The sequence below is a fragment of the Myroides phaeus genome, assembly GCF_009799805.1.
Taxonomy (GTDB): Bacteria; Bacteroidota; Bacteroidia; order Flavobacteriales; family Flavobacteriaceae; genus Flavobacterium; species Flavobacterium phaeum_A.
In genome coordinates this window covers 562,665-588,619 of sequence record NZ_CP047050.1, presented here as the reverse complement: position 1 = coordinate 588,619, position 25,955 = coordinate 562,665, and the positions used below count along the sequence as shown (strand labels likewise).

25 protein-coding genes and 1 tRNA gene are annotated in these 25,955 nt (G+C 33.1%); 18 read left to right on the top strand and 8 right to left on the bottom strand.

Annotated features, from left to right (window positions below):
• Positions 1 to 3: 3 nt before the first annotated feature.
• The 15 genes from ftsA (at position 4) to GQS07_RS02640 (ending at position 15,487) form a co-directional block, all read left to right on the top strand.
• Positions 4 to 1,446 carry a cell division protein FtsA gene (gene ftsA, locus GQS07_RS02710; protein WP_158209502.1) on the top strand — a complete coding sequence of 481 codons (1,443 nt, stop codon included), beginning with the start codon at positions 4 to 6 and terminating at the stop codon, positions 1,444 to 1,446.
• A gap of 13 nt (positions 1,447 to 1,459) precedes the next feature.
• A complete protein-coding gene (ftsZ, locus tag GQS07_RS02705; protein ID WP_158209501.1) occupies positions 1,460 to 3,553 on the top strand; it encodes a cell division protein FtsZ in 2,094 nt (697 codons plus the stop codon).
• A gap of 89 nt (positions 3,554 to 3,642) precedes the next feature.
• Positions 3,643 to 4,095 (top strand): GatB/YqeY domain-containing protein, encoded by a 453-nt coding sequence (locus GQS07_RS02700; RefSeq protein ID WP_158209500.1) that lies wholly within the window; start codon positions 3,643 to 3,645, stop codon positions 4,093 to 4,095.
• Positions 4,096 to 4,105: 10 nt separating this feature from the next.
• A tRNA-Arg gene (locus tag GQS07_RS02695) sits at positions 4,106 to 4,179 on the top strand.
• A gap of 135 nt (positions 4,180 to 4,314) precedes the next feature.
• Positions 4,315 to 4,737: a CBS domain-containing protein gene (locus GQS07_RS02690; RefSeq protein ID WP_158209499.1), complete on the top strand. Its 423-nt coding sequence runs from the start codon at positions 4,315 to 4,317 to the stop codon at positions 4,735 to 4,737.
• Positions 4,738 to 5,456: 719 nt separating this feature from the next.
• Positions 5,457 to 5,912, top strand: a complete 456-nt coding sequence (locus GQS07_RS02685) for a GAF domain-containing protein (RefSeq protein ID WP_158209498.1) — start codon at positions 5,457 to 5,459, stop codon at positions 5,910 to 5,912.
• Between the two features lie 154 nt (positions 5,913 to 6,066).
• On the top strand, positions 6,067 to 6,336 hold the full coding sequence (gene rpsO / locus GQS07_RS02680) for a 30S ribosomal protein S15 (RefSeq protein ID WP_090405012.1): 270 nt from the start codon (positions 6,067 to 6,069) through the stop codon (positions 6,334 to 6,336).
• 169 nt (positions 6,337 to 6,505) lie between these two features.
• Entirely contained in the window at positions 6,506 to 8,668 is a 2,163-nt protein-coding gene (locus GQS07_RS02675; protein ID WP_158209497.1) for a polyribonucleotide nucleotidyltransferase, read from the top strand.
• Positions 8,669 to 9,182: 514 nt separating this feature from the next.
• Positions 9,183 to 10,568, top strand: coding sequence for an NAD(P)-binding domain-containing protein (locus tag GQS07_RS02670; RefSeq protein WP_158209496.1), 1,386 nt, complete (start codon positions 9,183 to 9,185; stop codon positions 10,566 to 10,568).
• Between the two features lie 191 nt (positions 10,569 to 10,759).
• Complete coding sequence (locus GQS07_RS02665) at positions 10,760 to 11,623, top strand: RNA polymerase sigma factor RpoD/SigA (RefSeq protein WP_090405022.1); 864 nt, start codon at positions 10,760 to 10,762, stop codon at positions 11,621 to 11,623.
• Positions 11,624 to 11,764: 141 nt separating this feature from the next.
• Complete coding sequence (locus GQS07_RS02660; protein WP_158209495.1) at positions 11,765 to 12,073, top strand: hypothetical protein; 309 nt, start codon at positions 11,765 to 11,767, stop codon at positions 12,071 to 12,073.
• 78 nt (positions 12,074 to 12,151) lie between these two features.
• Positions 12,152 to 13,024 carry a helix-turn-helix domain-containing protein gene (locus GQS07_RS02655; protein WP_158209494.1) on the top strand — a complete coding sequence of 291 codons (873 nt, stop codon included), beginning with the start codon at positions 12,152 to 12,154 and terminating at the stop codon, positions 13,022 to 13,024.
• A gap of 100 nt (positions 13,025 to 13,124) precedes the next feature.
• A complete protein-coding gene (locus GQS07_RS02650; protein ID WP_158209493.1) occupies positions 13,125 to 13,487 on the top strand; it encodes a hypothetical protein in 363 nt (120 codons plus the stop codon).
• 84 nt (positions 13,488 to 13,571) lie between these two features.
• Positions 13,572 to 14,384 (top strand): MbnP family protein, encoded by an 813-nt coding sequence (locus GQS07_RS02645; protein ID WP_158209492.1) that lies wholly within the window; start codon positions 13,572 to 13,574, stop codon positions 14,382 to 14,384.
• Positions 14,385 to 14,443: 59 nt separating this feature from the next.
• On the top strand, positions 14,444 to 15,487 hold the full coding sequence (locus GQS07_RS02640; RefSeq protein WP_233269301.1) for a cytochrome-c peroxidase: 1,044 nt from the start codon (positions 14,444 to 14,446) through the stop codon (positions 15,485 to 15,487).
• A 51-nt stretch (positions 15,488 to 15,538) separates the two neighbouring features.
• On the opposite strand, the gene lysS is transcribed toward GQS07_RS02640, so the two are convergent.
• Positions 15,539 to 17,239, bottom strand: a complete 1,701-nt coding sequence (gene lysS, locus GQS07_RS02635; RefSeq protein ID WP_158209491.1) for a lysine--tRNA ligase — start codon at positions 17,237 to 17,239, stop codon at positions 15,539 to 15,541.
• A gap of 190 nt (positions 17,240 to 17,429) precedes the next feature.
• Between lysS and GQS07_RS02630 the strand changes: the two genes are divergently transcribed.
• The 3 genes from GQS07_RS02630 (at position 17,430) to rpe (ending at position 19,050) form a co-directional block, all read left to right on the top strand.
• Positions 17,430 to 17,594: a YqaE/Pmp3 family membrane protein gene (locus GQS07_RS02630; protein WP_158209490.1), complete on the top strand. Its 165-nt coding sequence runs from the start codon at positions 17,430 to 17,432 to the stop codon at positions 17,592 to 17,594.
• Between the two features lie 12 nt (positions 17,595 to 17,606).
• Complete coding sequence (gene lipB, locus GQS07_RS02625; RefSeq protein ID WP_158209489.1) at positions 17,607 to 18,314, top strand: lipoyl(octanoyl) transferase LipB; 708 nt, start codon at positions 17,607 to 17,609, stop codon at positions 18,312 to 18,314.
• 76 nt (positions 18,315 to 18,390) lie between these two features.
• On the top strand, positions 18,391 to 19,050 hold the full coding sequence (rpe, locus tag GQS07_RS02620; protein ID WP_158209488.1) for a ribulose-phosphate 3-epimerase: 660 nt from the start codon (positions 18,391 to 18,393) through the stop codon (positions 19,048 to 19,050).
• A 152-nt stretch (positions 19,051 to 19,202) separates the two neighbouring features.
• Here rpe and groL read toward each other — a convergent pair whose 3' ends face one another.
• The 7 genes from groL to miaB form a co-directional block, all read right to left on the bottom strand.
• Positions 19,203 to 20,831: a chaperonin GroEL gene (gene groL / locus GQS07_RS02615; RefSeq protein ID WP_158209487.1), complete on the bottom strand. Its 1,629-nt coding sequence runs from the start codon at positions 20,829 to 20,831 to the stop codon at positions 19,203 to 19,205.
• 38 nt (positions 20,832 to 20,869) lie between these two features.
• The gene (gene groES / locus GQS07_RS02610; protein WP_090405051.1) at positions 20,870 to 21,145 is read right to left on the bottom strand and encodes a co-chaperone GroES; all 276 of its coding nucleotides are present in this window, start codon (positions 21,143 to 21,145) and stop codon (positions 20,870 to 20,872) included.
• A 154-nt stretch (positions 21,146 to 21,299) separates the two neighbouring features.
• Entirely contained in the window at positions 21,300 to 21,659 is a 360-nt protein-coding gene (gene secG, locus GQS07_RS02605; protein WP_158209486.1) for a preprotein translocase subunit SecG, read from the bottom strand.
• Positions 21,660 to 21,664: 5 nt separating this feature from the next.
• A complete protein-coding gene (locus GQS07_RS02600; protein WP_158209485.1) occupies positions 21,665 to 22,645 on the bottom strand; it encodes a tetratricopeptide repeat protein in 981 nt (326 codons plus the stop codon).
• A gap of 19 nt (positions 22,646 to 22,664) precedes the next feature.
• Positions 22,665 to 23,168, bottom strand: coding sequence for an LptE family protein (locus GQS07_RS02595; RefSeq protein ID WP_090405056.1), 504 nt, complete (start codon positions 23,166 to 23,168; stop codon positions 22,665 to 22,667).
• Positions 23,169 to 23,170: 2 nt separating this feature from the next.
• Complete coding sequence (locus GQS07_RS02590; protein WP_158209484.1) at positions 23,171 to 24,454, bottom strand: sigma-54 interaction domain-containing protein; 1,284 nt, start codon at positions 24,452 to 24,454, stop codon at positions 23,171 to 23,173.
• A 25-nt stretch (positions 24,455 to 24,479) separates the two neighbouring features.
• Positions 24,480 to 25,928, bottom strand: a complete 1,449-nt coding sequence (gene miaB / locus GQS07_RS02585; RefSeq protein WP_158209483.1) for a tRNA (N6-isopentenyl adenosine(37)-C2)-methylthiotransferase MiaB — start codon at positions 25,926 to 25,928, stop codon at positions 24,480 to 24,482.
• Positions 25,929 to 25,955 lie beyond the last annotated feature (27 nt).

Sequence of the window (25,955 nt, the reverse complement as noted above, 5' to 3'; positions counted from 1 at the left end):
AGTATGGAAAAAGAAAATATAGCTGTAGGTTTAGACATTGGAACAACTAAGATTGTTGCAATGATTGGTAAAAAGAATGAATATGGCAAACTTGAGATTTTAGGTTTAGGGAAAGCTAAAAGTCTTGGTGTAAAACGTGGGGTTGTAAATAACATTTTACAAACTATTCAGTCTATTTTACACGCAGTTGCTGATGCGGAAGCAGCAGCAGGATATAAAATTAAGAATGTTGTTGTTGGTATCGCAGGACAACATATTAGAAGTATACAACACAGTGACTACATCAGTAGAGAAAATCCTGATGAAGTTATTGGTGACAAAGATATTGAACAGTTAATTAATCAAGTTCAAAAATTAAGTATGTTACCTGGAGAGGAAATAATACATGTTTTACCACAAGAATTTAAAATTGATGGTGAGCCAGGTATTAAAGAGCCGATAGGAATGTATGGAAGTCGTTTAGAAGCAACATTTCATGTTGTTGTAGGACAAGCGGCATTGATTAAAAATGCAGGTAGATGTATTAAAGATGCAGGTTTAGAACTAAGTGGTATCACTTTAGAACCATTAGCATCTGCAGAAGCTGTATTAAGTCAAGAAGAAAAAGAAGCTGGTGTTGCATTAATTGATATAGGTGGTGGTACAACTGACCTTGCAATTTTTAAAGATGGTATCATTCGTCATACAGCTGTAGTTCCATTTGGAGGAAATGTTATTACAGAAGATATAAAAGAAGGATGTGCTATTATTGAACGTCAAGCTGAGATTTTAAAAGTAAGATTTGGATCTGCTTGGCCAGGTGAAAATAAAGACAATGAAATTGTTTCTATTCCTGGATTAAGAGGTAAAGAACCGAAAGAAATCTCTTTAAAGAATTTATCGAAAATTATTCACGCACGTGTAGAGGAAATAATTCAATTGGTATTTTCTGAGATTAAAAGTTATGGATATGAAAATCCACAGAAGAAATTAATTGCTGGTATTGTTTTAACAGGTGGAGGATCTGAATTAAAACACATCAAGCAATTAGTTGAATATATAACAGGAATAGATACTCGTATTGGATATCCAAACGAACATTTAGCAGGAGATTCAAATCCCGAGATATCAAGTCCGTTGTATGCTACTGCTGTTGGTTTAGTGATGGAGAGTAACCGCAATCAGATTAAGGGAGCAATTTCTTTAGTTGAAGAACAAGAAGAGGTTAAAAAAGAAGAAGTGAAACAAGAGGTTGTAGAGCCGATTGTTGTGAAGCCAGTGGCAAGCAATAGAGAACAAACAGAAACAGTTCAGTATAATGAACCAGAAAGAGTTTCTGTAGAATCAAAAGAGCCAAGAGAAATAAAAGATGAGTCTTTAAATAGTCCGATTGCGGAGAAATTTGAAAGCAGTTTCTTTGGTAATTTTTTTAGAAAGATTAAAGAGTTTATTGAAAAGCAAGAATAAAAGCGCTACGTATATGGAGAATACAGATTTTGGAGGAATAAAGTTTGATTTACCAAAAAACCAATCAAACGTTATTAAAGTAATTGGTGTTGGAGGTGGTGGAAGTAACGCCATTAACCACATGTTTAAGCAAGGTATTAAGGGTGTAGATTTTATAGTTTGTAATACTGACTCACAAGCTTTAGAAAATAGTACAGTACCTAATAAAATTCAATTAGGTGTTAACTTGACTGAAGGACTTGGGGCTGGAGCTAATCCAGAAGTAGGACAGCAATCTGCTCTTGAAAGTATAGAAGAAATTGAAAAGATGCTTGATGTAAATACTAAAATGGTATTTATTACAGCAGGTATGGGTGGAGGTACCGGAACAGGTGCAGCTCCAGTAATTGCTCAATTGTCTAAAGAGAGAGATATTCTTACGGTAGGAATTGTAACGATTCCTTTCCAATTTGAAGGAAAAGTAAGACAAGAACAAGCCTTAAAAGGTGTTGAGCGTTTACGTAAGCAAGTAGATTCATTAGTTGTTATCAATAATAATAAATTACGTGAAGTATATGGAAACTTAGGTTTCAAGGCTGGTTTCTCCAAAGCTGATGAAGTCTTATCTACTGCTGCGCGTGGTATTGCTGAAGTTATTACACATCACTATACACAGAATATTGACTTAAAAGATGCTAAGACAGTATTGTCTGATAGTGGTACTGCAATAATGGGATCAGCAACTGCTTCAGGTGAAACAAGAGCTAAAGACGCTATTGTAGATGCTTTAGATTCTCCTTTATTAAATGATAATAAAATTACAGGAGCTAAAAACGTATTATTATTAATCGTTTCTGGTTCAAATGAGATTACTATTGATGAAATTGGAGAAATTAATGATCACATCCAAACTGAAGCTGGTCATAATGCTAATATCATTATGGGAGTTGGTGAAGATGATACATTAGGAGAAGCTATTTCTGTAACAATTATTGCTACAGGTTTCAATATAGAGCAACAAAAGAACATTGTTACTACATCTGAACCAAAGATGATTATTCATACTTTAGATGATGAGCAAAAAGCAGTAAGAAATTTATCTTCAGCTGCGCCATTAAGTTCTTTTAGTTTTTCTACACCAAATGAACCTTTATCAGCTTTAAGTAGTACTGATATCGCTAATACTTTTGGTCAAACAGAAGAAGCAGAAGAGCCTAAAGAAGAAAAAATCACTATCTATAATTTAGAAGATGATTTTGATGAAGACGATAATGACGATGATTATTTAGACGGTGGTGATGATCCTGAAGATGGAGATCCAGTTTTACCAACAGGAGAGAATGATTTTACTATCATTGACAGAACAAATGAAGCTTCAAATTTAGACGTGTTTTTTGAAAATGTAACACCGAAAGAAGAGGTTAAAAAGAATGTTAACTTATCAGTAGAGCAAGTTTCTAATAAAGCTAAGGACATTCGTGATATTAAAGTTGTGGATCCTGAGTTTGTTATAGTAGCTCCAAAAGCTGAACCTTTAACAGTTATTAATACAACTCAAAAGAGAGTGGTTGAGCCAATTGGTTTATCTGTAGAAGAAAAAAACACACAACCTTTTGCGTCACATTTATCTGCAAATGAAGTAACAGTAGGAAATACTCTTGCTCCAAAAGAAGAAGTTATTCGTTTTACTTTAGAAGATTATACTGAAAAAGAAAGTGAATTATCTGCTGCTAAACCTGTAAATAAACATCAAGAAGATATTGCAGAAGAATTCAAATTTTCTGTAAAGTCAGAAGTAAAAGCTGAGCCAATTGTAAACGAAACAGAAATTGTTTTAGATGAAGAATTGGATGAAGTAAACCCAATGGAAATGAGTATTGAAGAGTTTACTTTAAGAAGTCGTGCTGCTGAAAGAAGAAAAAAGATGAAAGACTTTAATTATAAGTTTAATAACACAAATAATCAGTTAACTGAATTAGAGCGTGAACCAGCTTATAAAAGAAGTGGAGTAGATTTGAAAGATACAGATGATGTAACTGGAAAGTCAAGAGTTAGCTTCGGTGTTGATAGTAATAACGATGCTAAATTAAGATCGAATAATTCTTTTTTACATGACAATGTAGATTAATATTAGGACAGACCTTATATATAGAGCCCGAAAAAGTTATACTTTTTTCGGGCTTTTTTATATATTTGCACTTAAATAAAATATTTGATATGAGTTTACAATCTAAGATTATGGATGCAATGAAAAGTGCAATGAAAGCTAAAGATACAGTAGCTTTAGAGGCACTTAGAGCAATTAAGTCTGAGTTATTATTAGCCCAAACTCAATCAGGGGCACAAACTGAGCTAACTGAAGAAGAAGAAATTAAAATTTTACAGAAATTAGTTAAGCAACGAAAGGATAGTGCAAACATATTTTCAGAACAAGGACGTATGGATTTGGTAGAACCAGAGTTAGCACAAGTAGCTGTTATCGAGCAATTCTTACCAGAGCAAATGTCAGAAGAAGATGTGAAGAAAGTTATTAGTGAGATTATTTCTACAGGAGGTTTTAGTGGAATGGCTTCAATGGGACAAGTTATGGGACTTGCATCAAAAGAGTTAGCAGGTAAAGCTGATGGAAAAACAATTTCAACTATAGTAAAGTCTTTATTGACAAACTAAATTATATAGTGTCCGTGTAGTTCAACTGGATAGAATATCAGATTTCGGCTCTGAGGGTTGGGGGTTCGAAACCTCCCACGGACGCAAAATTATATAGATTGAGAAGCGAAGTATTTACTTCGCTTTTTTTATTTGACCAAATATCACAAAGTATGATAAAAATCATATTTTAATGACTAAATGTGAAGTAGTTTTGGGCTATTCTAAAAAGGTGCTGATATGAAACAGAGAGTTCCAGTTTCGAGTATTATGGCTTCTGATATTGTTAAGTTGAATATTACAGATTCGCTTACTTATGCAGAAGGATTGTTTAAAAAACATAAAATCCGCCACTTACCTGTTGTTTCTGGAAACAAACTTGTAGGGATTTTAAGTTATACTGATTTGTTGAAAATTAGTTTAGCAGAAACAGTTGGTGAGAATGATGAAATAATTGATATGACTGTTTATAATATGTTTACTATTGAACAAGTAATGGTGAAGGATGTTATTACAATACAAGCTGATGAAAACGTCAGAGAAGCGGCAGAAATATTAGTTGAAAAAGATTTTAGATCCTTACCTGTTATGGAAGGAGATATGTTAGTAGGGATTTTAACTACAACAGATTTAATTAAGTATTTGCTGAAGCAATACATTTAAGAAAAATAAAATTGCTATAAAAAATAAATAGATTTTGTAGTTTGTGAGTTTGGCTACAAAATTGCATATTGTTGTTTGAGAAAAGCACTAATGTATTTGCATTAGTGCTTTTTTGTTTTTAATACCCCTACAAATAAATCTTCATAATAATATATCAGGCGCCAAAGTTGTGGATTAAGCGTAGACAACTCTTTTTGTCAGAAATAAAATAAACGAAGATTTAAAGTATAATATATTGATATGTTCTTGTGATATAGAACATATCAAAGTGTAGTTTTAAACGTATTATGTTCGAGACATCTCCCACTCAAGTCCCACAGAAGTTCGGAAAAATAGCCTTTTTTCCGAAGGTGTCTGGTACTTGTGTGGTATTTGTGTGAAACAAGTATCAAAGAAGCTTATGATAATAGAGCTTTTATACTGTTTTAAAGACTTTCGAAATACATTCTTAGAAATTATTTACAACTTTAATTATAGAAGTATGTAAACTTCTTCTGAGTTCTTCAATGTGTAAATAAAGTACTTTAGAACGGGCAGAGATAAGGTCTTTTCTCTTTTAGATTAACCAAGTTTTATTTTCAACTTTTGTTGTTGCTCTTGTAGGAGACTTTTTTTATGGAGTATAAAACAGAATTAGATAAAAAATACTTTTGTTAAAAAAACTTTACTAATCTTGTTTTTCTATATTTTTAGAATTCAAAAGTAATTTTAATTGTAGTATGGATTATAAAGTATTATTAGAACAAGCAAAAGATATTATTGTAGATAGTGAGAAAAATAAAGAGCAAAAACTATTGGGGATTTGTCAGTTGTTATTTGACTCTATACCTTATTATGATTGGGTAGGGTTTTATTTTGCAGATCACAATAAAAAGGTATTAGAGTTAGGTCCTTATGTTGGAGATGAAACAGATCACGTTATAATACCTTTTGGAAAAGGAATCTGTGGTCAAGTGGCTAATAGTAATGCAACTTTTTTAGTAGATGATGTTACAGCACAAGATAATTATATAGCTTGTAGTATTACTGTGAAGTCAGAAATTGTGGTGCCTTTATTTGTAAAGGGGGTAAATATTGGTCAGATAGATATTGATTCTCATACCATAGCTGCTTTTACACCTAAAGACCAAGAGTTTTTGGAAAACCTGAATTTAGAAGTAGCCAGTATGTTTTAATTTGATTTGCTGAAAAGTATTTGAGGAGCAATAAAAATCTTTTTAAAAAAAGTCTTCACATAATGCTTTAAATTAAAAAATAAAATTACCTTTGCAATCGAAATATAGATCGTCTATAGTTCATGCATAAAAATCATTTAAAAAGAATATTGGCATGTATTTATCAAAAGAAAAAAAAGCTGAAATCTTCGCTAAACACGGAGGACAAGCTGCAAACACGGGATCAGCTGAAGGACAAATCGCTTTGTTTACTTTCAGAATCTCTCACTTAACTGAGCACTTAAAAAGAAATCGTAAAGATTACAATACTGAGCGTTCATTAGTTCTTTTAGTAGGTAAAAGAAGAAGACTTCTTGACTACTTAAAGAAAACTGAGATCAACAGATATCGTGAGATTATTAAAGAATTGAATATTAGAAAATAATCAATAGTGAAGAGGTGCCCTTGTGCGCCTCTTTTTCTTTTTAGCCTTTTGGCAAAAAAAGACTGGTTTTTCATTGGGTTTCATACAACTACACAACAACACACAACACAACACACAATTATTAATGTCTCTCTTCGGAGAGACAGAAACCCTAAAGTATTAAATTATTATGATTCCTAAGGTAACCAAAGAAATTATCGATCTTGGAGATGGAAGAACTATTTCTATCGAAACAGGAAAATTAGCGAAACAAGCGGATGGATCTGTAGTTGTTCGTATGGGAGACTGTATGCTTTTAGCTACAGCAGTTTCTGCACGTACTTCTAATCCAGGAGTTGATTTTCTACCATTAACTGTAGATTACAGAGAAAAATTTGCTGCTGCTGGACGTTTTCCAGGAGGTTTTTTCAAACGTGAAGCTCGTCCAAGTGACCAAGAAATCTTAACTATGCGTCTTGTTGACCGTGTATTAAGACCATTGTTCCCAGATGACTACCACGCTGAAACACAAGTTATGATTCAGATGATGTCTCATGACGAAAATGTTATGCCTGATGCATTAGCTGGTTTAGCTGCTTCTGCAGCATTAGCTGTGTCTGACATTCCATTTTATAACTACATTTCAGAAGTAAGAGTTGCTCGTATTAACGGACAATTTATCGTTAACCCAAGTAAAGCTCAATTAGAAGAGTCTGACATCGATATGATGATTGGTGCTTCTAAAGATTCTGTTGCTATGGTTGAAGGTGAGATGAAAGAAATTTCTGAAGCTGAAATGGTAGAGGCTATTAAATTTGCACATGAGGCTATCAAATTGCAAATTGAAGCTCAAGAAAAAATGCGTGCTGCATTAAACTTAGAGTATAGAGAATATGAAGGAGAAGAGGAAGATGAAAACATCCAGTCTGCTGTTCATAATGCTGCTTATACTAAGTTATATGAAATCGCATCTCATGCAAGTGCTAAACACGAAAGAAGCGAGAAATTTGCTGAAGTAAAAGAAGAAGTTTTAGCTTTATTTTCTGAAGAAGAAAGAGAAGAGAAAGCTGATTTAATTAGTAAATACTTCAACAAAACTCAAAAAGAGGCTGTTCGTAACTTAATTTTAGATCAAGGTATTCGTTTAGATGGTCGTAAGACTACTGAAATTAGACCTATTTGGTGTGAAGTTGATTACTTACCATCAGCACATGGTTCTTCAATCTTTACTCGTGGTGAAACACAAGCATTGGCAACTGTAACATTAGGTACTTCAAGAGAAGCTAACGTTATTGACTTGCCAAGTGAACAAGGAGAAGAGAAATTCTACTTACACTATAACTTCCCTCCATTCTCAACAGGAGAAGCTAAACCTTTAAGAGGTGTTTCTCGTCGTGAAGTTGGACACGGAAACTTAGCACAACGTGCATTGAAAACTATGATTCCTGCTGATTGTCCTTATACAATTCGTTTGGTTTCTGAGGTTTTAGAATCTAATGGTTCTTCTTCAATGGCAACTGTATGTGCTGGTACATTAGCTTTAATGGATGCTGGTATTCAAATTGAAAAACCAGTTTCTGGTATTGCAATGGGATTAATTTCTGATAGCAAAACTGGACGTTGGGCTGTATTGTCTGATATTTTAGGTGATGAAGATCACTTAGGAGATATGGACTTTAAAGTTACAGGTACTAAAGATGGTATCACTGCTTGTCAGATGGATATCAAAATCGAAGGGTTAGCTTATGATATTATGGTTCAAGCTTTGAAACAAGCTCATGACGGTCGTATCCATATCCTTGGAAAATTAACTGATACAATTGCTACTCCAAATGAAACAGTTAAACCTAAAGCTCCAAAAATTGTTACTGTTAGTATTCCTAAAGAATTTATCGGTGCAATGATCGGACCTGGAGGTAAAAACATTCAAGCTTTACAAGCTGAAACTGGTACTACAATCGTTATTAATGAAGAAGGTGACTTCGGAATTATTGAAGTATTAGGTACAAGCCAAGAAGGTATGGATAAAGCATTATCTTCTATTAGTAATATTACATTCTCTCCAGTAGAAAATGAGGTATATACTGTAAAAGTTGTAAAAATGTTAGACTTCGGTGCTGTTGTAGAATTTGTACCAGGTAAAGAAACTTTATTACACGTATCAGAATTAGATTGGAAACGTGTTGAAAATGTTTCTGATGTATTGAAAATGGGAGAAGAGTTAGAGATTAAATACTTAGGTATTGATCCAAAAACTAAAAAAGCTAAAGTTTCAAGAAAAGCTTTAATGCCTCGTCCACCTCGTGCAGAGAAAAAAGACGAAACTCCAAATAAAGATAACCAAGCGAAATAATTTATATTTCACTTTATCATAAAAAGTAGGGTACCTTGATAAAAGGTACCCTTTTTTTGTTTTAGACCTATTTTTATGGTTTCTATAATTTTATAGGGTGTCAGTTGGGTTATTAATGTTAATTACAGTTTGTGATTTTTTAATTACTAATACTGAGCATTTTTTAATAAAATATCGCCATAGTGTAAAATTGAAAAATCGCTGTGTATTTTTTTAATTGGTTAATATTTAATATATTAGCTATGTTACTAAAGGTAGCGAATACTTTTTTAAAAGGTATTTATGCTTATTTAAGCACCTTTTTTGCTACCTATCTCAAATTGGATTATTATGTAAATCCACCTAATAAGGGCATAAGACGTTATCCCTTTCTGTTTTAACATCCATAGTTTTTTGGATGTCCTATGTAGGATGCTATTTCTGTTAGTATTCTATCTCGGCTGAGTAATCAGTAACAATCTAATTTATTAATTTCTTCGTTTATTGAAAACGAGGACAAACTTATTATGTATTTATGTCAAATTTTAAAGTAGGAATTATTGGTGCTGGTCCGAGTGGATTAGCTATGTTAAGAGCTTTTGAATCAGAACAAAAAAAAGGAAATCCCATACCAGAGATTAAATGTTATGAAAAACAAGATAACTGGGGTGGAATGTGGAACTATACTTGGAGAACTGGTGTAGGGAAATATGGTGAGCCTTTACACGGGAGTATGTACAAGTACTTGTGGTCAAACGGACCAAAAGAGTGTTTAGAGTTTGCTGATTATACTTTTATGGATCACTTCAAGACTCCAATTTCTTCTTACCCTCCAAGAGAGGTTTTGTTTGACTATATAGAAGGAAGAATTAAACAGAGTAAAGCGCGTGATTTTATTAAGTTTAATACGGTTGCAAGATGGGTTGACTATTTAGAAGATAAAAAGCAGTTCAGAGTTGTTTTTGACGATTTAGTTAAGAATGAAACTTTTGAAGAGTTTTTTGATTATTTAGTTGTTGGTACAGGACATTTCTCTACGCCAAACATGCCTTATTTTAAAGGTATTGATAATTTCCCTGGAACAGTAATGCACGCGCACGATTTTAGAGGGGCAGATCAGTTTATAGATAAAGATGTATTGTTAATAGGAAGTAGTTATTCTGCCGAGGATATAGGTGTACAATGTTTTAAACATGGTAGTAAATCAGTAACGATTGCTTATCGTACCAATGCTATTGGAGCTAAGTGGCCAAAAGGAATAGAAGAGAGGTCTTTAGTTACACATTTTGAAGATAATGTAGCTTATTTTAAAGATGGTTCTTCTAAGGCTTTTGATGCGGTTATTTTATGTACAGGTTATCAACATAAATTCCCTTTCTTGCCTGATGAATTACGATTAAAAACAAAGAATAGTTTGTATCCTGATAATTTATATAAAGGAGTTATTTTCAATGAAAATGAAAGATTGTTGTTCTTAGGGATGCAAGACCAATATTATACATTCAATATGTTTGACTCTCAGGCTTGGTTCGCCCGTGATTATATGTTAGGAAGAATTGCATTGCCTGCAAAAGAGAAACGTGATGAAGATATTAATAATTGGTTGAAAGCTGTAAAAGCTGCGAGTACAGGACCAGAGCACGTTGATTTTCAAACAGCATATATTAAAGAGTTAATTGACTTAACTGATTATCCTACATTCGATTTAGACAAAGTAGCAGAGATGTTTAAAAGCTGGATGAATGACAAAGAGGTGAATATTTTACATTACCGTGATAAAGTTTACACTTCAGTTATGACAGGTGTAACAGCTGAAGAACATCACACGCCTTGGATGAAAGAGTTGGATGATAGTTTAGAAAGATACTTAGATGAAGTGGAAGTAGATGAAGAAGAGTTAAGTAAAACAAATAATTACTAAGCTTATTTATTGTAATATAGCATAGTTATTGTAACAAAAAGCTCCAGTTTAGAGTATCTAAATTGGGGCTTTTTTCTTAATTGAGTGTTAAATGTAGGAAAAGAGTAAAACTTTTGTAACCTTTTGTAACGTTTGTACGTATAACAAATGTGACACAAGGATATTAATCGGAAAATAAGGATAGAAATAATATGAGACAACTTAAAATTACCAAGCAGGTAACGAATCGTGAGACGGCATCTCTTGATAAATACTTGCAAGAAATTGGTAAAGTAGATTTGATTACTGCTGATGAGGAAGTAGAATTAGCACAGCGAATTAAAGCTGGTGACCAAAGAGCTCTTGAGAAATTAACGAAAGCGAATTTACGTTTCGTTGTATCTGTTGCAAAACAGTATCAAAATCAAGGTTTAACACTTCCCGATTTGATTAATGAAGGAAACTTAGGATTAATCAAAGCTGCACAACGTTTCGATGAGACGAGAGGTTTTAAGTTCATTTCATATGCTGTATGGTGGATTCGTCAATCAATTTTGTCTGCTCTTGCTGAGCAATCAAGAATTGTACGTCTTCCATTGAACAAGATTGGTTCTATTAATAAAATTAATAAGATGTACGCTTTATTAGAGCAATCTAACGAACGTCCACCTTCTGCAGAAGAAATTGCAGTAGAATTAGATATGACTGTAAATGACGTTAAGGAGAGTATGAAAAACTCTGGGCGTCACTTATCAATGGATGCACCATTAGTAGAAGGAGAAGATTCTAACTTATATGACGTATTGCGTTCTGGTGAATCTCCAAATCCGGATAGAGAGTTGATTCACGAATCTTTAAGAACAGAGATTGAAAGAGCGTTAGATACATTAACTCCACGTGAGGCTGATGTTGTTCGTTTATACTTTGGATTAGGTGATCAACACCCAATGACATTAGAAGAAATAGGAGAAACTTTTGATTTAACAAGAGAGCGTGTTCGTCAAATTAAAGAGAAAGCAATTCGCAGATTAAAACATACATCAAGAAGTAAAATCTTGAAAACTTATTTAGGATAAGAAATTATCAAAGGCGTTACTTCTTTAGTAGCGCCTTTTTTTATGCTTTGTTTCTATCCTTTAGGTATGTATATTTGTGATGTGAAACAGTTTTTATTTATAATCATAACATTAGTTGTCTTTCGTCCGATAGTTCCCTTAATGAACTATTTAGTGGACTATGATTATATTGCTACTGTTTTGTGTATAAATAAAGATAAGCCTGAAATGCAGTGTAACGGAAAATGTTATTTAATGCAGGAGATGGCTAAAGTAGCGGAAGAGCAAAAAGAAAAGGACACAAAGAAGTTGTGTTCAATAGCTTTTTCTTTATTATTTTTTGATACCAATGAAGTTCAACAAAACTCTAAGGTTGATTTTACTTCAGATTGTTTAGCAATAGATGGTTATAAGAATCTATATGCTGGACTTTTTTCTAATGGCGTACTTCGTCCTCCCCTCTACGTTTAATATTATTTTATCGGACTAATTTCATTGCTAAAATTTTAGTGATGAGTACTATTGTATAATATTAAACCAAAATTTCTTATGTCAAGTAAGATAGTAAAGTCTTGTGCTTTAAATTATTTTACTCAAGATCAGTCTTCTTTTTACATGAAAAGTATGAATGCGTTGTTAGTAGATCACCCTATTTTGTGTGAGTACTTCCGCGCTAATAGTTATATGTTGTTAGTGTTGAAAGAAGGAGAGTATAGTTTAAGTGTAAATGACTTTTTGTTAGCAGGTACTTCTTCAAAAGTAATTGTTATTAAACCTGGAGACATTGTAAAATTCAATGTTTTAAAAGATTGTAAGGGAAGTTTTATTTGTTTTGAGGAGTCATTCTTTTCTTTGAGGTATCATGAAAATGTACTTCGTTTTTTTGATTTCTTTCAAGCAGATAGTTCGCCTTCACAACAAATAGAGCCAAGCGTTTTAGGGAAGTTGTCTGTTTTGTTGGAATTGATGGATGTTGAACATGCTTCAGAAAGACCGGATCGCGAAAAGGTTTTGCGTTCTTACTTAAATATTCTTTTGTGCGAATTACAAACTCTAAACAAGGAATGTGTGGTAGATAATTATAAGCAGATAAAGACTGCAGTTAATAATCGTATACTAATGTTTCAAGATTTAGTTGAGCAACACTTTAAAGAAGCAAAAACACCTGCTTTTTACGCAGAAAAACTTTGTGTAACCCCAAATTACCTAAATAAACTTTGCAAGCAGGAAAAGGGCGTTACTGCAGGTCATATAGTAAGACAACGCATAGTAGTAGAAGCAAAACGATTATTGCAGTTTAGTAGTTTCAATATTAATGAGATTGCAAGGGAGTTGTGTTTTGATAGTACTTCTTATTTTGTGACTTTCTTTAAGAAGCAAGAGGGGATAACACCGGAAAACTATCGCAAGAGTTTTACTTAAATTTCAATATTTATTCCTTTTGTTTCACTATTGGTGAATTTCAATAGATTTAAGAGGGATAACTTTAGTATAAGATTTTATACTTAAATATTTTTGGCACGTGAAAAAATTATATATCATCATAGTACTCGTATTTATATTCCGTCCGGTAATGCCGGTAGTGGAGTATATGGTCAATTATGATTATATATCAACCGTTTTATGTGAGAATGTGGATAAACCACAATTAGAGTGTAACGGGAAGTGTCACTTAGCGAAGGAACTTGATAAAACATTAGAAACAAAAGCCCCAGTTCATTTAGAAAAGGCAACTGTTCTTTTAGATTTTATTCCTGTTTTTACTTATAAAACAGAGTTTGACTTCGTTGATTATTCTTTTAAAAAGGATTTTGAACACAGTGGTTATTTAAACTTGTATAACTACTTATATAGTTCATTTGTATTACAACCTCCAATCGTATAAGTTTTAATATTAGCTTTTTAAGGTAGTTCGAGTATATCGAACAGGATACCTATTGACTTTTTTAAACTTATAAATACAATTAAAATGAACAAATTTTTATCATATATCACATTATTTTTATGCGCTTCAATTACTTTAACTTCTTGTACAAGTGATGATGCAACAGATGAAGTATTAGACAGAAAACTTGAAGTATTAGAAGGGAAGAATACTGTTACTTTCAATTTTGATCACAAAATGTTTGGAGAAGCTTTGAAATACGATACTTTTTATAAATCAAATGGAAATAAGGAAGAGTTAAACATTACATTTTTAAAATACATCATTGGTAATTTTCAGCTGACAGATGATAAAGGTGAAGTGTTTACATATCCTAAAAATGAGAGTTACTTTTTTGTAGATTCAGAATCTAACGATTTTAAAGTAGTTCTTAAAGATGTTCCTGCAGGGCGTTATACTGGTATTAAATTTGGTATGGGAGTTGACCAAGAAAAATATCTTAGAGGTTTAGAAGATCAACAAGAGTTCTGGGATTTATGTAGAGAACACAACCTTATTTGGGGATGGCTTACAGGGTATAAATTTATTAACTGCCAAGGTTTCTTCACAAGCGCTGGATCTGAAGCAGATGATTTCCAATTACACATTGGTAGTCACGGAAGTAAGTTAGATAATTATAGAGAAGTTGTATTGACAACAAAAGACGTTGTTAAAGTAAGTGATAAATATGCTGCAACGGTTGAGTTAGATGTAGAGGTGTCTAAGTTGTTAGATGACAAAAACAAAATTTCTTTAGTAGAGAAACAATATATCATGGTGGACAAAGTGCGTGCTCCAAAGATTATGGAGAATGCAGTGAATATGTTCAGTGTGAAAGAAGTAAAAATTACTGAATAGTTGATTATTTGATTTTATCAAGAAGGGAAGATTAGTCAGTCTTCCCTTCACTTATTTCTATGAAAAAGATTATTTTAAGTTTAATAGGAGGTTTTTTGTTGATTAGTTGTTCATCAGATAATTATGAAGAACTTATAGAAGTAGACAATGATATTTTACATTGGGAAAAGCCAAGTAATTTTCCCGCGTTAAAATATACTTTTAAAAACAACGAATTACGACAATCAAGATTTGAATTAGGTAAAAAGTTATTTCATGATGTACGTTTGTCAGAAGATAATACAATATCATGTGCCTCTTGTCATATAAGAGAACTTGCGTTTTCAGATGCAGGCAAGGCATTAAGTATTGGAATAGATGGACTGATAGGAAAGAGGAATGCTCCAGCTATTCAGAATATGGCTTTTTTTGAAGAATACTTTTATGATGGTGCATCAAATAATTTAGAGATGGTTCCAATTGTACCGATTCACAATGAAGTTGAAATGCGTGAAACATTGCCTACCATTTTACAGAAATTGCGTTTAGATTCTGAATACATTGCTATGTTTGCTAAGGCATATAATGATACTAAAATGACTTCTACGAGTATGATGAAAGCATTAGCACAGTATATGACTTTATTAGTGTCTAGTAATTCTAAGTACGATAAGTTCGTTAGAAAAGAAGCTGGTGGTAACTTAACAGTATTAGAAGAAAAGGGATTGTCGTTATTTAAAGAGAATTGTGCTTCTTGTCATAGTACCGATTTATTCTCAGATAGCAGTTTTAGAAACAATGGATTACCATGGGATCCTGTATTACAAGATCAAGGAAGAGTTGATGTATCAGGAGAACCAGAAGATATAGGCAAGTTTAAAGTAAGCTCGCTGCGCAATGTTGCACTTACAGCTCCTTATATGCATGATGGGCGATTTGAAACACTTGATGAAGTGCTTAATTTTTATGTGAATGGAGTAGAAGATAGTGAAACTTTAGATCCATTATTAAAAAGTAACAATGGAAAAGTGGGGATACTGTTATCTAAAGAAGAACAAAGAGCTATTATAGCATTTTTACAAACATTGACGGACTTTGAGTTTATCAATAATTTGAATTTATAAAGAGATATAAAAATAACAAAGGGGCTTTAAAGCCCCTTTGTTTGTATTTGATTAGTGTTGGTACACTACGAATTTTTTGTCATCTTCAGTAACTACTTTTGTTAAGTTATGAGCAGCAAGACCTTTCATTGCCTTATCCCATTTCTTACCACTTAAAGCAGCTTGCTCTTTAAGAGAAGCAATTTCTACTTTGTTTTCATTATTCTCAAGAATTTGAACAATGATTTTTTCTTCATCTGTTAACTCTACAGTAGGAGCAGTTTTCTCTGGTCTCATTTGAGGGAAGAAAAGAACTTCTTGGATAGATGCGTTATTAGTTAAGAACATAATTAATCTGTCCATACCAATACCTAAACCAGATGTAGGAGGCATACCATATTCTAATGCACGTAAGAAGTCTTGGTCAATAAACATAGCTTCATCATCTCCACGATCAGCTAAGTCCATTTGTGCTTCAAAACGCTCTCTTTGATCGATAGGATCATTTAACTCAGAGTAAGCATTAGCAATCTCTTTACCACAAACCATTAATTCGAAACGCTCAGTAAGCTCAGGATTATCTCTATGAGCTTTAGTTAAAGGAGACATCTCTTTTGGATAATCAGTAATGAAAGTAGGTTGGATGTAGTTACCCTCACATTTCTCACCAAAGATTTCATCAATAAGTTTTCCTTTCCCCATAGTTTCATCAACAGGAATACCCATACCTAAAGCAGCTTGACGAATTTCGTCTTCTGATTTACCTGTGATATCAAAACCTGTAAACTCTTTAATAGAGTCTGCCATTGTGATACGTTTGTAAGGAGCTTTAAAGTTGATAGCATGTTCTCCGAAAGTAGCTTCTGTCGTACCATTAACAGCAATAGCACAATGTTCTAATAAACGTTCAGTGAAGTCCATCATCCAGTTATAGTCTTTATAAGCAACGTAAATTTCCATTGCAGTAAACTCTGGGTTGTGCGTTCTGTCCATACCTTCATTACGGAAGTTTTTAGAGAATTCGTAAACTCCGTCAAAACCACCAACGATTAAACGTTTTAAGTACAATTCATTAGCAATTCTCAAGTATAATGGAATATCTAAAGCATTGTGGTGTGTAATAAATGGACGAGCAGCAGCTCCACCAGGGATAGACTGTAATACAGGAGTTTCTACTTCCATATAACCAGAATCGTTAAAGAAATTACGCATTGCACTAAATAATTTAGTACGTTTTACGAAAATATCTTTGTTTAATGGATTAACCACTAAATCAACATAACGCATTCTGTAACGCAATTCTGGATCAGTAAAAGCATCGAAAGTATTTCCTTCAGCATCTGTTTTTGGAAGAGGAAGAGGGCGTAAAGACTTACTTAATAAAGATAAGTTTTTAACACGTACTGTTTTTTCACCAACTTGCGTAGTGAATAACTCTCCTTCAATTCCTATAATATCACCTAAGTCGATTAACTTTTTATAAATCTCGTTATATAAAGTTTTATCTTCTCCAGGACAAAGTTCATCTCTGTTAATGTACAATTGGATTTTTCCTTCACTATCTTGAATAGTAGCAAAAGAAGCCTTTCCTTGAATTCTTGAAGACATAAGTCTTCCAGCCACAACTACCTTCTTACCTTCTTCAAAATCGTTCTTTATCTGCTTAGACGTATGATCCACAGGGAATAGGTTTGCAGGATAGGGATTTACACCAAGCTCTTGTAATTTACTCAGCTTTTCTCTTCTTATGATTTCTTGTTCTGAAAGTTGCATAATAATTGTGAATTAATTTTAAAAGGCAAATATAGCCAATCTTTGAAAATGCGACAATTACTAAGAGTCTTAAAACGCATTATTTTGCTTTTAAATGCTTGTTTTAAAGAAACAAGCAATCAAATTTTGGGGCAGATGACTTTATGTGATAAAAAATCACGAAATTTGTATAACTTTTAATCAATTAGAAATGAGTTTTTGGCGCGTATTATTATCGATTTTTTTACCACCTTTAGCTGTATATGATAAAGGATGTGGGTCTATATTGATTGTTTTGCTATTAACCCTGATGGGGTGGGTTCCTGGTGTAATTGGAGCTTTAGTAATATTGAACAATCCAAAATATAATAACTAAGAATTTAGTGAAATGAACAAAACAGTTAAGCTTATTGATTTAGGCGAAAAGGATTATAAAGATACTTGGGACTACCAAGAAGAGATTTTTCAATCTATATTAGCTACAAAAGTTAAGAATAGAAGAGAAGAAGCTACAGAACCTACTGATAACTATTTTATTTTTGTAGAGCACCCTCACGTTTATACGTTAGGAAAGAGTGGAGATGTTCACAATATGCTTTTGAATGATGAGCAATTAAAAGCAAAAGGAGCTACTTTTTATAAAATTAATAGAGGTGGAGATATTACTTATCACGGGCCAGGTCAGATAGTTGGATACCCAATTATTGATTTAGAAAACTTCTTTACAGATATTCATAAATACCTTCGTTTATTAGAGGAGACTATTATTTTAGTTTTAAAGGATTACGGAATTGAAGCAGGTAGAAGTGAAGGAGAAACAGGTGTGTGGCTTGGAGTAGGAACGCCATTTCCGCGTAAAATATGTGCAATGGGAGTTAGAGCATCACGTTGGGTAACTATGCACGGATTTGCATTAAATGTAAATTCAGACCTTGGTTATTTTGACAATATCATTCCTTGTGGAATCAAAGGAAAAGGAGTTACTTCTTTGAATGTTGAACTTGGAGTTGATTACGTAGATGAAGATGAAATAAGAAATAAGATTATAAAATATTTTTCTGAATTATTTGAAGCAACAGTTGTTGTCGCTGAGTAATTGAAAACAACATAAGAAAACCTAATGGCGTGTGCTGTTAGGTTTTTTTTTATCTTTGTACAAACAACACAATATAATGAAAAACACAATTATTGCGCCGTCTGTATTAGCGGCTGATTTTGGAAATTTACAACGCGACGTTGAAATGATTAATAATAGTGAGGCAGATTGGTTTCATATTGATATTATGGATGGAGTATTTGTTCCTAATATTTCTTATGGGATGCCTGTTTTAGATGCTATTAATAAACACGCTAAAAAAACATTAGACGTACATTTAATGATTGTTGATCCTGATCGTTATATCAAAACATTTAAAGATTTAGGAACTGATATCTTGACAGTGCACTATGAAGCGTGTACACATTTACACAGAACAATTCAAGCTATAAAAGCTGAAGGAATGAAGGCAGGAGTGGCGTTAAATCCACATACGAATGTAAATGTATTAGAAGATGTAATACAAGATTTAGACTTAGTGTTGATTATGAGTGTTAATCCTGGTTTTGGAGGACAAAGTTTTATTGAAAACACTTATGATAAGGTACGCAAGGTAAAAGTAATGATTGAGGCAAAAGGAGCTTCTACAATCATTGAAATTGATGGAGGAGTAACAAGCAAAAATGCAAAAGCTTTAGTAGATGCTGGAGCAGACGCATTAGTAGCAGGAAGTTTCGTATTTAAATCAGAGAATCCTACAGCAACAATAGCAGAATTAAAAGAGATTACTAAATAGTATTCCTTTTATAAATATAAAAAAGGCTGTTCTATCACGATAGAGCAGCCTTTCTTTTTGTATAAAGTTTCTTATACAGATAAAAAAAACATTGAAAAACAAAGGGGTTGTCCAATAAGACAACCCCTTTGTTTTTTCAGACGAGATGTTTATTACATCATTCCAGGCATACCTCCGCCCATTGGCATAGCAGCAGCACTTTCGTCTTTTATTTCAACTAATGCACACTCAGTGATCAAAATCATTCCAGAAACAGAAGCAGCATTTTCTAATGCAACTCTTGTTACTTTCTTAGGATCAATAACCCCAGCTTGTAACATATCAACGTATTCGTTTGTTTTAGCATTGTATCCGAAGTTATCTTTACCTTCTAATACTTTAGCAACAATAACAGATCCTTCAGATCCAGCATTTTCAACAATAGTTCTCAAAGGAGCTTCAATTGCTTTTGCTACGATTTGGATACCTGTTTCTTCGTCAGCGTTTTCAGCTTTAATATTCACTAAAGCCTCTTTAGCTCTTAATAAAGCAACACCACCACCAGCAACGATACCTTCTTCAACAGCAGCTCTTGTTGCGTGTAATGCATCATCAACTCTATCTTTTTTCTCTTTCATTTCTACTTCAGAAGCAGCACCAACATAAAGAACAGCAACACCACCAGCTAATTTAGCTAAACGCTCTTGTAACTTCTCTCTGTCATAGTCAGAAGTAGTAGCTTCCATTTGCGCTTTAATCTGGTTTACTCTGTTTTTGATCATATCAGCTTCACCACTTCCACTAACAATAGTTGTGTTGTCTTTATCAATGCTTACACGTTTACAAGTACCAAGCATTTCTAAAGTAGTGTTTTCTAAAGTATATCCTTGCTCTTCAGAGATAACCACACCACCAGTTAAGATAGCGATATCTTCTAACATTGCTTTTCTTCTATCTCCAAAACCAGGAGCTTTAACAGCAGCAATTTTTAAAGCACCTCTTAATTTATTAACTACTAAAGTAGATAATGCTTCACCATCAACATCTTCAGCGATAATTAATAAAGGTTTACCAGATTGAGCAACTGGTTCTAATACAGGTAAAAGTTCTTTTAAAGAAGAAACTTTTTTGTCATATAATAAGATGTAAGGAGAATCTAATTCTACCTCCATTTTTTCAGAATTAGTCACAAAGTAAGGAGATAAGTAACCTCTATCAAACTGCATACCTTCAACAACGTCAACGAATGTTTCAGTTCCTTTAGCTTCTTCAACAGTGATAACACCTTCTTTTCCTACTTTTTCAAAAGCTTGAGCAATTAATTCACCGATAAAATCATCATTATTAGCAGAGATAGAAGCAACTTGTTTGATTTTGTCCATAGACCCACCAACTTCTTGTGCTTGTTTTTTTAACTCTTCAACGATAATTTCAACAGCTTTATCGATACCACGTTTTAAATCCATTGGATTAGCACCAGCAGCAACGTTTTTAAGACCTTCTTTAACGATAGCTTGAGCTAAAACAGTAGCAGTAGTAGTACCATCACCAGCTAAGTCATTTGTTTTAGACGCAACTTCTTTTACCATTTGCGCCCCCATGTTTTCTAAAGTATCTTCTAACTCAACTTCTTTAGCTACAGAAACACCATCTTTAGTAACTGTTGGAGCACCAAAAGATTTTCCAATAATTACGTTTCTTCCTTTAGGACCTAATGTTACTTTAACTGCATTTGCTAAAGCGTCAACTCCACGTTTCAAACCTTCACGTGCAGCTATGTCGAATTTAATATCTTTTGCCATTTTAAAATTTCTGATTTAGTTGTTAATGATTCAATTTTTTAAACAATTGCAAGAATGTCGTCTTCACGCATGATAAGGTAATCTTTACCTTCAAACTTTAATTCCGTTCCAGCATATTTCCCATAAAGAACAGTATCGCCTACTTTTACAGTCATCTCGTGATCTTTAGTTCCGTTTCCTGCTGCAACTACAATACCTCTTTGAGGTTTTTCTTTTGCTGTGTCTGGAATGAATATACCTGAAGCAGTTTTAGTTTCTGCTGGTAGAGGTTCAATAAGAACTCTGTCTGCAAGTGGTTTAATGTTTAATGCCATAGTCTTATAGTTTATAAATTGAATTTAATTATTTTTAATTAATACAGATAACAAATAGTCATAAAGTATGCCAAAGCAAAAAAGTGACACTCTTAGCAAAAAAAAATGCCAGCTTGACAGCTGGCATTTTTAATATATAAATAATATGTAATTATTATTCTTGAGTTTCAGTCTCTTGAGTAGGTGTCACTGGTTGTTCAGCCGGTGTTTCGTTCTCTTGAGAGATTGGCGCTAATGGCGCTGTAACTGCATTTGGATCTAATAATTTAGAATCTCCTGTAGCACCTCCACTAAAACTAGTAGTAGATAATAAAATTAAGATAATTAATACTGCACCTAAAGTCCAAGTACTTTTATCTAAGAAATCGTTTGTATTTTTAACACCACCAACTACTGTAGATCCTCCGAAAGATGAATCTAAACCTCCTCCTTTTGGATTCTGTACCATAATTACTACGATAAGTAAAAAACATACAATGGCGATTAATACTAAAAATATTGTAAATGTGTTCATGGTGATTAACTATTATGTTGTTGTAACGCTTTTATATCTAATATTTGGTCTGCAAAGAAACTACTTTTTTCTGGATATTTCAAAATTAATATCTCATAAGCTTGTATTGCTTTTTGATATTTTTTTTGCTCTAAGTAAATCTTTGCTAATGTTTCAGTCATTAAACTATTGTTCTCTTGTACTGAGTTCTCAATGTTTACAGGGGCTGAGGTAGGTTTTTTTGTTGGCAAAATTTTAGGATTTGTTTCGATAAATTTATCTATTAAATCTAATTTTTTTTGCTTATCGGTATCAATTATTACCTCAGGATCTGTTAAAACATCCTCTTTTTCTCTATCAATAGGCTTAACTTTGGCTAATTGCAACCACTCTTGGAATGAGAATTTCTCACTCTCAGAGAAAGCAAGTGGTTTTCCTATTTCTAATTTTTCTTCTAATTTTTGATGATTCTCTTTTTCATCAATATTTTCCTGTATTTCTATCACTTCAGACTGTTCTGGTGTTTCTATACAAGTTGTCTCGTCTATAATATTTTCCTCTATCAACTGTTGTTCTTCTACTTGTACACTCTCTTGTTCTTCCTCCTTTTCGTTTTCAAGAAGTGTTATTGATTGAAGTAAGCTTTTAATAGCCGTAGAAGTTTCTTTAGGAGTATTTGGTAATACTTCCTCTTCTATACTTTGATCTTCTGTTTCTTCTTGTGGTATATCAGCTATTTCACTTAGTAGATCAATAGGCTTATAACTAACAAAATCAGGTGAAATGATAAACTCAAAAAGTATATCCCGGTCTAAGGTATATGCAGCTGTTTTTTTTAGCGCTTGATTGTAATCACTACTTTTTTGCAAAAAGAGACTTTTAAGATATAAACTTCTTACCGACTGAAAATAAGGGTAGTCGTGAAGTATATCTTTTAGTTCACTTGCGTCATTAGCAGCAATGCTTTCAGGCTTGTGCAACAATATATCTAAGTTATCTAAATTCACGAGTTCTAAAATTTTTAAATTACCACTTAGCTAAAGATTCATTGAATACGTCTTGTGTTATTCTTTCATAAATAGCATCAAGAGCAGTACTTAAACTTGCGCCCATTAATTGAACGTTAGCATCATAGTCATAGTAGAAAGAGAATCTTTTTTCGAAGTCATCCTCTGGTTTATTCTTGTTAAAGAAACGAACATTGATTGCAATATACAAACGGTTTTGTGCAGCTCTTTGATCTGCTGTTGCAGTCATTGGGCTAATTCTGTAATCTACAATTTCACCTTCATAGATTAGATCACCATCATTATTAGTTAAGCTTAAGCTTGTTTGATTCTGAATCAAATCTTGCAACGCCATTGTAAATGTTCTGTCAATTCCCGGTTCTACTAAACTTGCATTATTCTGAAACGTATTAACCTGAAACGTATTAGCATCTATTTTACCAGTACCAGTAAAGTTATAATATTTACAACTATGAAGTACTATAGAACATAGTAAAATAGAAAATAAGTATTTGATTTTCATAATTATAGGTTGTATTGCTTGATTTTTCTATATAGTGTTCTTTCAGAGATTCCCAGTTCTTCTGCGGCAGCTTTTCTTTTACCTTTGTTTCTTTCCAATGCTTTTTTAATCAACTCTAACTCTTGATCAACTAAATTTAAAGGAATATCCTCTACCGTTTCAGCTAAAAGATAATTGTTGTCGTCTTCATCATCATCAACATGTTCATGAAAAGAATTGTTTTGTGTTTGATGATTCTCCATTGGTAAGATATTAAAACTGCTCGTAGGAGCTGTTTGTATATCTTGAATTTCATTATTTTTTTGGCCGTAGATACGTTGAATTAAATTCTTATTTGATTCTTGAACTTGTCCCTTGTCGTTCTGTAATAACTCCAAAGTTAGTTTTTTAAGATCCGTAAGATCTCCTTTCATATCAAAAAGTACTTTATACAAAATTTCTCTTTCACTACTAAAATCAGAATCTGCTTTTTTAGTATTCACTAAAGACGGTAATTGTCTGTCGTGATTCGGTAGATAAGTTTGAAGAACAGGTAGCGTAATAATTCTATTTGTCTCCAATACAGATATTTGTTCAGCTACATTTCGCAATTGACGAATATTTCCGTCCCAGCGGTATCTCATTAAATAATTAGCAGCTTCCGGTTCAAGTTTGATAGGAGGCATTTTATATTTATGCGAGAAGTCAGAAGCAAATTTTCTAAAGATTAGATGAATATCTTCACCTCTTTCGCGAAGAGGAGGAAGGTTTATTTCTACCGTACTTAAACGGTAATACAAATCTTCTCTAAATTTTCCCTTGTCAATAGCTTCCATCATGTTAACATTCGTAGCAGCGATAATACGGATGTCAGATTTTTGAACTTTAGAAGAACCAACTTTAATAAATTCACCATTTTCAAGTACACGTAATAATCTTACCTGTGTTGTTAGAGGTAACTCTCCAACTTCATCTAAAAAAATAGTTCCTCCATCAGCTTCTTCAAAGTAACCTTCACGAGAGCCAATAGCTCCCGTAAAAGCACCTTTTTCATGTCCGAATAATTCACTGTCAATTGTACCTTCTGGAATAGCTCCACAGTTTACGGCAATATATTTACCGTGTTTTCTGTGTGATAATGAATGTATGATTTTAGGGATACTCTCTTTACCAACCCCGCTTTCTCCTGTCACTAAAACCGAAATGTCAGTAGGAGCTACTTGAATAGCCTTTTCTAACGCACGGTTTAGCTTAATATCGTTTCCGATAATTTCGAAGCGTTGTTTTATAACTTGAAGGTTTTCCATCGTTTGACGTGATAATTATAATAAACTATTCTTGCATAGGAGAATATCCTACAGCTTTTCCAATTAATGTAGCAGAAGTACAATCAGTAACTTCTACCATTACAAAATCTCCTACTTTATAGTTTTCTTTAGGGAAAACAGCAGTAGTATTTTGAGAGTTTCTTCCAGACCATTCTTGTTCAGAACGCTTAGATGTTTTTTCAATCAAGACCTCTACAGTTTGACCAACAAAACGTTGTGTTCTTTCCAAGCTGATTTTATTTTGAACAGCAATAATTTCTGAAAGGCGACGTTTTTTAACCTCTTCAGGTACATCATCTTCTAATTTTCTTGCTGCAAGTGTGCCTGGTCTTTCAGAATAAGCAAACATAAAACCGAAGTCATATCTTACGTGTTCCATTAGTGACAAAGTATCTTTATGATCCTCTTCTGTCTCAGTAGGGAAACCTGTAATCATATCTTGAGAAAGAGAAATACCAGGGATGATTTCGTAAATCTTATCTACCAAGGCAATATATTCTTCTCTTGTATGTTGACGGTTCATTTCTTCTAAAATACGAGTACTTCCTGATTGCACAGGTAAGTGAATGTATTTACAAACATTGTGGTATTTTGCAATTACGTGAAGAACCTCTTCGTGCATATCTTGTGGATTAGACGTTGAGAATCTAAAACGCATTTTAGGGAAAGAAATCGCACATTGCTCTAATAATTGAGCAAAGTCCATTGCTGTTGCCTTTTGCATTTCAGTAGCTTTGTCAAAGTCTTTTTTAAGACCACCACCATACCATAAATAGCTATCAACATTCTGACCTAAAAGAGTAATCTCTTTAAAGCCTCTTTCTTGTAAGTCTTTAATTTCCGTTAAGATACTTTGAGGGTCACGACTTCTTTCTCTACCTCTTGTAAAAGGAACAACACAGAATGTACACATATTGTCACATCCTCTTGTGATTGATACAAAAGCGGTAACACCATTACTTTGTAAACGAACAGGAGAAATATCACCATACGTTTCTTCTTTAGAAAGAATAACGTTAATAGCGTCTCTACCTTCTTCTACATCTCTTAGTAAGTTTGGAATATCTTTGTAAGCATCTGGTCCAACAACCATATCTACAATTTTTTCCTCTTCTAAGAATTTACTTTTTAAACGTTCAGCCATACAACCAAGAACCCCAACTTTCATTCCTGGGTTTTTCTTTTTAATACGGTTGTATTGATCAAGACGTTTACGAACAGTTTGTTCTGCCTTATCTCTAATTGAGCAAGTGTTTACTAACACTAAATCCGCTTCTTCTAAATTATCTGTTGTATTATATCCTTCTTCAGAAAGGATTGAAGCTACAATTTCACTATCTGAAAAGTTCATTTGACAACCATAGCTTTCAATAAAAAGCTTCTTACCGTTGTTCTCTTTTTTCTCTAATTGTAGGCTTGTACCTTGTTTATTTTCGTCAATTACCTTTTCCATAAGATTGCTCTAAGGGTGTTTTACTTA

Excerpts from the sequence above, each read along its gene's own strand:
- GQS07_RS02700 (WP_158209500.1), top strand. The coding sequence starts at position 3,643 with ATGAGTTTACAATCTAAGATTATGGATGCAATGAAAAGTGCAATGAAA.
- GQS07_RS02690 (WP_158209499.1), top strand. The coding sequence starts at position 4,315 with ATGAAACAGAGAGTTCCAGTTTCGAGTATTATGGCTTCTGATATTGTT.
- GQS07_RS02645 (WP_158209492.1), top strand. The coding sequence starts at position 13,572 with ATGAACAAATTTTTATCATATATCACATTATTTTTATGCGCTTCAATT.
- GQS07_RS02655 (WP_158209494.1), top strand. The coding sequence starts at position 12,152 with ATGTCAAGTAAGATAGTAAAGTCTTGTGCTTTAAATTATTTTACTCAA.
- GQS07_RS02670 (WP_158209496.1), top strand. The coding sequence starts at position 9,183 with ATGTCAAATTTTAAAGTAGGAATTATTGGTGCTGGTCCGAGTGGATTA.
- GQS07_RS02595 (WP_090405056.1), bottom strand. The coding sequence starts at position 23,168 with ATGAAAATCAAATACTTATTTTCTATTTTACTATGTTCTATAGTACTT.
- groES (WP_090405051.1), bottom strand. The coding sequence starts at position 21,145 with ATGGCATTAAACATTAAACCACTTGCAGACAGAGTTCTTATTGAACCT.
- GQS07_RS02660 (WP_158209495.1), top strand. The coding sequence starts at position 11,765 with ATGAACTATTTAGTGGACTATGATTATATTGCTACTGTTTTGTGTATA.
- GQS07_RS02590 (WP_158209484.1), bottom strand. The coding sequence starts at position 24,454 with ATGGAAAACCTTCAAGTTATAAAACAACGCTTCGAAATTATCGGAAAC.
- secG (WP_158209486.1), bottom strand. The coding sequence starts at position 21,659 with ATGAACACATTTACAATATTTTTAGTATTAATCGCCATTGTATGTTTT.
- miaB (WP_158209483.1), bottom strand. The coding sequence starts at position 25,928 with ATGGAAAAGGTAATTGACGAAAATAAACAAGGTACAAGCCTACAATTA.
- GQS07_RS02665 (WP_090405022.1), top strand. The coding sequence starts at position 10,760 with ATGAGACAACTTAAAATTACCAAGCAGGTAACGAATCGTGAGACGGCA.
- lysS (WP_158209491.1), bottom strand. The coding sequence starts at position 17,239 with ATGCAACTTTCAGAACAAGAAATCATAAGAAGAGAAAAGCTGAGTAAA.
- GQS07_RS02685 (WP_158209498.1), top strand. The coding sequence starts at position 5,457 with ATGGATTATAAAGTATTATTAGAACAAGCAAAAGATATTATTGTAGAT.
- GQS07_RS02640 (WP_233269301.1), top strand. The coding sequence starts at position 14,444 with ATGAAAAAGATTATTTTAAGTTTAATAGGAGGTTTTTTGTTGATTAGT.
- GQS07_RS02675 (WP_158209497.1), top strand. The coding sequence starts at position 6,506 with ATGATTCCTAAGGTAACCAAAGAAATTATCGATCTTGGAGATGGAAGA.
- GQS07_RS02630 (WP_158209490.1), top strand. The coding sequence starts at position 17,430 with ATGAGTTTTTGGCGCGTATTATTATCGATTTTTTTACCACCTTTAGCT.
- rpsO (WP_090405012.1), top strand. The coding sequence starts at position 6,067 with ATGTATTTATCAAAAGAAAAAAAAGCTGAAATCTTCGCTAAACACGGA.
- rpe (WP_158209488.1), top strand. The coding sequence starts at position 18,391 with ATGAAAAACACAATTATTGCGCCGTCTGTATTAGCGGCTGATTTTGGA.
- groL (WP_158209487.1), bottom strand. The coding sequence starts at position 20,831 with ATGGCAAAAGATATTAAATTCGACATAGCTGCACGTGAAGGTTTGAAA.
- lipB (WP_158209489.1), top strand. The coding sequence starts at position 17,607 with ATGAACAAAACAGTTAAGCTTATTGATTTAGGCGAAAAGGATTATAAA.
- ftsA (WP_158209502.1), top strand. The coding sequence starts at position 4 with ATGGAAAAAGAAAATATAGCTGTAGGTTTAGACATTGGAACAACTAAG.
- ftsZ (WP_158209501.1), top strand. The coding sequence starts at position 1,460 with ATGGAGAATACAGATTTTGGAGGAATAAAGTTTGATTTACCAAAAAAC.